Here is a 6,992-nt window from a genome sequence, read left to right as displayed (position 1 = left end):
ACCTGCGGCGGCGCTCCGGACCGGTGATCAAACTGACATGGGCCATGCTGTGCAGCTACGAGCGCTCTTAAGGACGTCCTTACGAGCACAGCATCGCCATCCACCTCACCCCGACAAGGCGGCCCCCACCGGAGGCTCACGCTGAGCGAGGCATTTTCGGCTGGAAAGCAATCCATGAGACGGAGTTTCACTGGCCGGATGCTCCCAGTGAGGGCGAAGTCGTCAACAATGGAACGCCGGAGCGGCTAGTAGCGCAGGTCCTCGACTACCTAGAGGGGCGTCGTGACGGGAACTGACCCGCTCTGTAGAAAATTGGTCACGTAGTCGCTGGGCCAGTCGATGCCTAAGGTCCGATATGCCGAAAGCACTGGCTCGGCTTCCGCTTTGTCGACGCCGGCGAACAACTTGAGTAGGGCGGCATGCGCGGTCTCAAGCGGATGGTGGTATCCAGGCTCAACGAGTAAGGCGCTCACGTGCTCAAGGGGCTGATTAGCCTCTTCAGTTTTCCTTGCCTCAATGTAGGCAGCAGCTTCGCCGAGCAGCGCCCAAATCTGGGAGTCTCGGTTTCCAGTAGCGCGCGCCAGCTCCTCAGCAATTTTGTAGCTAGAGATCGCCACATCAAAATCATGTCGGTATCGAGCGGCTTCTGCTCGGGCTAAGTGTGCATTGCCAACGTCTCTAACGGATCCAATTTTCTGACTTGCTTCAAACGCGGCCTCCGCAAACTCCGCGGCTTCCTGGTGGCGCCCAAGCTTCGCTAAGGCTCGCGCGAGATTTCTGTCCAGCGACATTTGCGCTTCGGGGGTGAGCTTCCCGCGGGCAGCCAAAAGATAGGCTGTGGTCTGATTGATACCGCCGTAATCCATGAGGTCGCGATACGCGACATTGAGGATTTGCTGACCGGACGCCATAGCCCCAGGGTCGTCTGTCGCTAACGCCTCGAGCTCCTTAGCGAAGGCCCAAAGCGCCTGATACGCATTTCGCCGCAACGCGAGTTTCATTTGCAGCAAGGCAACCTGACGCTTGTCATCGGCAGTGGATGCCTGTCGGGACGCCATCGTCAATGGCTCGTCGACCTCACTATACCGCCCAAGGTCAAGGCGAGTCCGAGCTGCAAGTAACGCATGCTGGAGCATATTCTCGCTGTTACCGCTCCCTTCCACATCATAATGCCACGCATGATCCAGAAGCATCAGGCCTGGGTGGACTTGGCCGCTCGCGATCAGTCGCCTGCCGATCTCGGCAATCTCATCTGGCTTTTTCGCCGCAATTAGAGGCTGGACGATGGCGTCGATCAAACCGATCACACCCGACGCCGTCAACTGTGGCGGCTCATATTTCCGCACAACGCTGAACCAGGCAGCGCCAAGTTCGCTGGTCCGCGGCCCAGTGAGTCCGGCGCGCCACACGTCCTGTGCCAGCCGGTGAGCGAGCCCTAGGTTACCATCTCGTTCACGCAACAACCTTTCACGATGGAGCTCTATCAAGGCTGGGCCCACGTCGGACACGCCGAGCTGCAGCGCTGCGCCTGCCAGCAGGTCCGCGGGCACAGCCGCATCATAGTTGATCACTGACAACAGTTCGGCGGTCGTCCTAGCTTCTGCCGATAGCGCGGCACGCTTGTTGGCGTAATACCCACTAAAGTTGCCATGGATTGGGTCGGTGCCACCATCGCGGATCGCTTCAAGCGCAGTCTTGAGGTTGAAGGCCCTTCCACCTGTGCTTTGGAGAAGTGCTTGGACCTCTGCTTCCGTAGGGAGGCGGCCAACAACCTTGTGGAACCACTCTCTGACGACGCCGGCGGGGAACGTCTCTAGCTCTTGGTTCTTGCCACCGCGCGCCTCAAGGTCGGCGACAATCTCGTTCCAACGCTGATTGTTACCGTCCTCAACGTTGTGAGCGATGAGCAGCGCTACCCGACCTGGCTTTGCGCGGATCAGATAGCGGAGAAAGTCTGAAAGGGATGGGTCAGCGCCGTCGAAGTGGTCGACTGCGATCACTACAGGGTTCCCTGCCGCCTCAAGAGCTGCAAGGAAGGAGGTGAGGAAGTATCTCTGATTAGAGTTATCAGCATCTCCAAGCGCCTTAGCGACACTGCTACTACCTTCCCCACCCTCAACTAGCCCTTGGACGGCTTCGATAGTCTTCTCGGCGTTTTCTGCCGCGCCCCTTAGCACGTCAGCGATTACGGCGGCGGTTAGTGTTCGGAGCACCTGCACGGCGCTTTCGGCGAACTTCTTCTTAAGTTGCTGAATGACAGCTTCAGGATCGGGGGCAACCGATCGAAGCTGAGTGTAGATAGCTCCGATGGCCAGCTCCTCACTCGCAAGTTCGGCGGCGTTCAAGCGAGCGACGCCTGCGTAGCCAATCCCCTGCAATTCTGACGCAAGCGTCTCAAGCACTGCCGACTTGCCAACGCCTGTGATGCCCTCCAGACCAATCAGACGTCGGCCTGCGCCAACCTGATTGATCAATTCCTCGATCAAGGCCTGGCGGCCGACAAGGCCGAAGTCTCGCTTAGGTGCAATCGCGGGAGGGCGTGCCATTGGGTTCGAGAGAATGAGAAGATGACGCAGGACATCAATCGCCAGCCGTTTGTGACGGTCCCAACGCCCGCTGGCATACTACGCGTGCGTGTCGCGGAAGTGAACGGGCAGACTCTGCTGATTGCGACGAGTGAGACTGTGCCGGAGGTGCCTGTCGTCCGCTTCCAATCATCGTGCGTGTTTGGCGAAGCGTTCCACGCCGTCGACTGTGATTGCGGAGCTCAGGTGTCTGCGGCGCTGAAGCTCATTTGCTCAGAGGGCGGGATACTCATCTATGCGTGGGAAGAGGGGCGCGGGACCGGCATCGCGAACAAGCTGAAGGCGATTGCGATGCAGCAGGGGGAGGGCCTTTCAACGTCCGAGGCATTCAAAGCGCTTGGCCACGAGCCGGACCCACGAACTTTCGTGTCCCATATCGCGGCTCTGAAAGAGGTGTTCGCCGGATTGCGCATCAAGATTGCATCCGACAACCCCAGGAAAATGACCGCCCTGGAAAATGCCGGCTACTTTGTCGAGCGTGTCCGCCTGAATGTGCCAATGACTCCTGAACGCGCAGCCTACCTTAAGCACAAGCGCGACTATCTGGGTCACATCAATGACGACGATTGATCGGGCTCTCACGGGCAATCCTTTCAGCGTAGATTTATTCCGCTGTCGTCATGCGGCTGAAGCGCTACGGGGCTTCAAGCCGGCTCACCCCCCTGAGGCCTGGTCAGACTTGCCTCAAATCTCCCAAGTGATTTTCAAAACGCTGTTCGTTTCTATCTGCCACCAATTCAATTGGGACTTTCTGCAAAGCGCTATGGCGAACTGGTTGCTCCCGTCACCGGAGCAAAGACTAGACGAGATAGCAGAAACGCGGCCGGCGACGATTGCGGCCCTTCTCGCATCCTATCCGAAGCCTGAGCGTATTCGTGCTCAGCAGCGAGCTCGCATGCTCCGGCATACCGCGAACGTGTTGCGGCAGATGCTGCGCAGCGGTGAACTAGAACAGCTGCTGGCGGCCCCTCGGCTGGAAGGCGGTGCCGGCTTCTACGAGCTGATGCGCCAAATCCCCGCCTTCGCTGAGGACGAGCTCGAAAAAAAGGTCCGCGTCCTCGCTCACGACCTTCACCGAGAAGAGATTGTCGTCTTCGCCGACCCCGAGAACCTGAAGCCAGCGGTCGAGTATCATCTGCTGAGACTCTACCTCCGGACAGGCCGGGTCTACGCGACAAAGGAGTCAGTCCGCGACAGGCTCCGAAGTCCTGGCCTAACCTCTCGGGACCGCTTGGTGAAACTCCTTCGACAATCAGTGGAGGAGGCGATGATCCAGACGGCCTTCTACGCTGGCATGGACGTGGCGACACTAAACTACGTCGAGTGGCAGATCGGGAGAGCCATTTGCACTCCAGACTTTCCGCGCTGCGAGCGACCACCAATCAGCGAGATTGCCCCCGATGTCGCTCCGCTATCGTCGGAGCGATGCGTCTACGCAGGCTTCTGCCGCTCCTTCACCGATGTGAACTACGGTTGGTTCCACGAACCGCATTTCCAGAAGGCTATCTACTGAAGCCGATGAGCGACTCGCTCAGCACCTTGTTAGGCAGTCGCCTACGCGAGTGAGGGCTCAACCGAGAGAGGTGCTGGTTCACACGCCAATCGCGACGGCAAACGGCTTGCATCCCCACATTTATTGCAATCTCGCCGAGCAAGTCAGCGGTCGGAACATAGACATCTTTATAGTATGTATCTTGAACGACCATGAATAGTAATCCGCCGGGTTTCAATAATTTCCGCATGTGCTCGACGGCATTATACATGTCACTGAAATAATATAAAAACCCTTTAAAGTAATACCTCTCAGATGCATAGCTAGAGTGCGTTCTAATGCTGTGTAAGGCGGCGGTTATTTTAGCCGGAAGCGGCGCGTTTGGCTCCACATCTCTGATCAGCGGCGTTCCGATTTGCTTTGCGCGAACCGACCGCTCATCTTTCCCCGATAAGTTCAGTAATAGCTCCGACGCCGGCAAATAGTGACGAATGTAATCCGTTCTATTCGCGTAAGGGGGCGATGTGATAATGGCGTCCAGGGTTTCTGGCTCTATGGGTTGGCTCTCTATGTCAGTCCAGAATACACTGGTTGAATTCTGCGCATGAATATTTGGCAGTTGAGTGGCGTAGATGCGCGCAATTTCGGAGGTCTCGATAATCGCCCTCCTCGCATCATCTCCACCTGCGTCTATATTGGCCCGCTTCACCCAGGTTGGGTTGGAACCAGCCAAGCCCTTGTGCAAGCGCAGGCGTCCCAACGCCACCACATAGATGAGCAAAGCCGCTTCCCGATGATCTTGCGCAGTGGGTGAGCTCATGATCTTGGCGAAATCAGCGGGCGTCTGAGCGCCTGTAGCGTCGAACATACGAGCGAAAAACGTTGTTTCATCCTCTGCGGTGACTTGATTGGCGACGCTCCTTGCTGTGTCGATAACCCTAAGGATCTCTTCGGCGGGCGCGGATCGAAATGCACACGACAGTGCAGCAAAGGGGCTGATGTCGCCGAGGTGCATTTCCAAAGGCTTTGAGCGAGCAGCCTCTGCCATCGTGCCCATTCCACCAAAAGGGTCCGCAATACTGCGGCAGCCCGCCTGCACGCAGACGTCCAGCGCAAACGAGGCAAACTCGCTGGAGAATGCGGTGTAGAGGCTCGCCAGCTGACCAAATCGCGCTTTGTCAGCTGCCTGAGGCTTTGGGTTTGGCGCGTCTGCAAGGGCGTCGACAAGCCACTCGCCGGTTGGAAATAGCGAGGAGCTCATTTCAGCCTAGTCACCTGCGGAAGAAGCACTGATCGGGGGCAAGCTGGACACTTATCCCCATTTGCGACGGGCTCCAAAGCCCCTCTAGAGAGACTGGTATGCTCGTCGAGCGGTGCGAAAAAGACTGACACGAGAGCCGACTTCACAAAACAAAGTTACCCGTTTGCGACTCCCCCAGCCAACCGGGGCAGTCTTCGCCGAATTTGTGGGGTGGCTCTGGGAAAACCCCGACGCGGAACGACCCCGTCGCAGTCGAGGAAGCGTCGCCTCGGGTTTTGCAAACCGGATTGCTAAAGCCGATGTAAAAGGCGGTGAGAACCGCGCCGCTCTCGTGCGCTAAGCAATTGATTTAAAGGCGTAAAAGAAAAATGGCGCGCCCGGAACGATTCGAACGTCCGACCCTCAGATTCGTAGTCTGATGCTCTATCCAGCTGAGCTACGGGCGCGCAGTGCCTTTCGGCAAGGGCGCGGAACCTAGTCGGCCTTTTGGGAAAGTTCAAGCGGGGGAATTGGGGGAATGGCGATTCTTCTTGCGCCCCCTCAGGCGAGGTCGCGCCAGCAGGGGACAGGGGCGTCTGGCCAGGGGGCGGCGGCGTAGACGCCACGGGCCACGGCGCGGGCCAGGACGTCGGCGGCCAGGGCGCCCAGGCGGGCGATCTGGAAGTCCGGTCGCGCGCCCAGGGGCCGCTGGGCGGTGGCCAGGGCGAAGACCACGTCGCCATCGAACGGGGCATGGACGGGCCGGATGGCGCGGGCCAGGCCGTCCTGGCCCATGACCGCCACGCGGCGGGCCTGGGCCGGGGTCAGGAGGGCGTCGGTGGCCACGCAGGCGATGGTGGTGTTGGTGCGGGCCTGAGGATCGGCCTTGGCCAGGCCCCAGTCGTCGCCGGCGCCCGCCAGGCCGGCTGAGCCGAGGCCGCCGAACTCGCCGTCAATCTCATAGGGCGCGGCCCAGAAGGTGCGGCCGCCGGGCGCCACCACCGAGCCGAAGCTGTTGACCGCCACCACCGCGCCCACGGTGAAGCCATCGGCGGTGACGGCCGAGGCTGAGCCGACGCCCCCCTTGAGCCGGCCGGCCATGGCGCCATAGCCGGCTCCGGCCGTCCCGAGGTCAAAGTCCTCGGCCGCCGCCAGCGCCGCCTGACGTCCAAGCGCGCGATAGGGCGGGTCCTCGCCCCACGCCTTGTCGCCGCCATTGGCCAGGTCGAACAGGATGGCCGCCGGGACCACCGGCGAGGGCGGGACCGCGGAATTGGCGACGAGACCATAGCCCCGCCCCTGAGCGCCCAGCCAGGCGGTCACGCCGTCCGGGGCGGCCAGGCCATAGACCGAGCCGCCGGACAGGACGACGGCGTCGATCGCCTCCACCAGATTGTGCGGCTCAAGCGCGTCGGTCTCCCGCGTCCCAGGGCCGCCGCCGCGGACGTCGCAGGCCGCCACGGCCCGGGTGTCGGGCAGGATGACGGTGACGCCGGTGCGGGCGCGGGGCTCATGGGCCTGGCCGACCCTGATCCCTGGCACATCGGTGATCAGGTTGCGCAGGCCCGGGCGGGCGATCCCGGGGTGGGCGAGCGATGACGTCATGGCGGCGGGTCTCCCTTCTGGCTGGGTCGCACAGCCAGATGGTTGTTGTCCACGCCGACGCCGCTAAGGT

At 60.5% G+C, this 6,992-nt stretch carries 5 protein-coding genes and 1 tRNA gene; 2 read left to right on the top strand and 4 right to left on the bottom strand.

Annotated elements, in window-relative coordinates; genetic code table 11:
- Positions 1–269: 269 nt before the first annotated feature.
- Entirely contained in the window at positions 270–2,546 is a 2,277-nt protein-coding gene (locus Q8L83_RS07770; protein ID WP_305285743.1) for an ATP-binding protein, read from the bottom strand.
- A gap of 21 nt (positions 2,547–2,567) precedes the next feature.
- Between Q8L83_RS07770 and Q8L83_RS07765 the strand changes: the two genes are divergently transcribed.
- Positions 2,568–3,155: a hypothetical protein gene (locus tag Q8L83_RS07765; protein WP_305285742.1), complete on the top strand. Its 588-nt coding sequence runs from the start codon at positions 2,568–2,570 to the stop codon at positions 3,153–3,155.
- A 325-nt stretch (positions 3,156–3,480) separates the two neighbouring features.
- The gene (locus Q8L83_RS07760) at positions 3,481–4,098 is read left to right on the top strand and encodes a hypothetical protein (protein ID WP_305285741.1); all 618 of its coding nucleotides are present in this window, start codon (positions 3,481–3,483) and stop codon (positions 4,096–4,098) included.
- Here Q8L83_RS07760 and Q8L83_RS07755 read toward each other — a convergent pair.
- From Q8L83_RS07755 to Q8L83_RS07745, 3 genes are all read right to left on the bottom strand, one after another.
- Positions 4,088–5,338 carry a hypothetical protein gene (locus Q8L83_RS07755; protein WP_305285740.1) on the bottom strand — a complete coding sequence of 417 codons (1,251 nt, stop codon included), beginning with the start codon at positions 5,336–5,338 and terminating at the stop codon, positions 4,088–4,090. The genes Q8L83_RS07760 and Q8L83_RS07755 overlap by 11 nt on opposite strands.
- Before the next feature lie 369 nt (positions 5,339–5,707).
- Positions 5,708–5,784: transfer RNA gene (locus tag Q8L83_RS07750), tRNA-Arg, on the bottom strand.
- 94 nt (positions 5,785–5,878) lie between these two features.
- Positions 5,879–6,922: a P1 family peptidase gene (locus tag Q8L83_RS07745; RefSeq protein ID WP_305285739.1), complete on the bottom strand. Its 1,044-nt coding sequence runs from the start codon at positions 6,920–6,922 to the stop codon at positions 5,879–5,881.
- Positions 6,923–6,992: the final 70 nt, after the last annotated feature.

Source organism: Phenylobacterium sp., assembly GCF_030680185.1.
Classification (GTDB): Bacteria; Pseudomonadota; Alphaproteobacteria; order Caulobacterales; family Caulobacteraceae; genus Phenylobacterium.
The sequence above is the reverse complement of the archived record's forward strand: the minus strand, read 5'-3'. Positions and strand labels throughout refer to the sequence as shown.

Excerpts from the sequence above, each read along its gene's own strand:
- Q8L83_RS07745 (WP_305285739.1), bottom strand. The coding sequence starts at position 6,922 with ATGACGTCATCGCTCGCCCACCCCGGGATCGCCCGCCCGGGCCTGCGC.
- Q8L83_RS07770 (WP_305285743.1), bottom strand. The coding sequence starts at position 2,546 with ATGGCACGCCCTCCCGCGATTGCACCTAAGCGAGACTTCGGCCTTGTC.
- Q8L83_RS07760 (WP_305285741.1), top strand. The coding sequence starts at position 3,481 with ATGCTCCGGCATACCGCGAACGTGTTGCGGCAGATGCTGCGCAGCGGT.
- Q8L83_RS07765 (WP_305285742.1), top strand. The coding sequence starts at position 2,568 with ATGACGCAGGACATCAATCGCCAGCCGTTTGTGACGGTCCCAACGCCC.
- Q8L83_RS07755 (WP_305285740.1), bottom strand. The coding sequence starts at position 5,338 with ATGAGCTCCTCGCTATTTCCAACCGGCGAGTGGCTTGTCGACGCCCTT.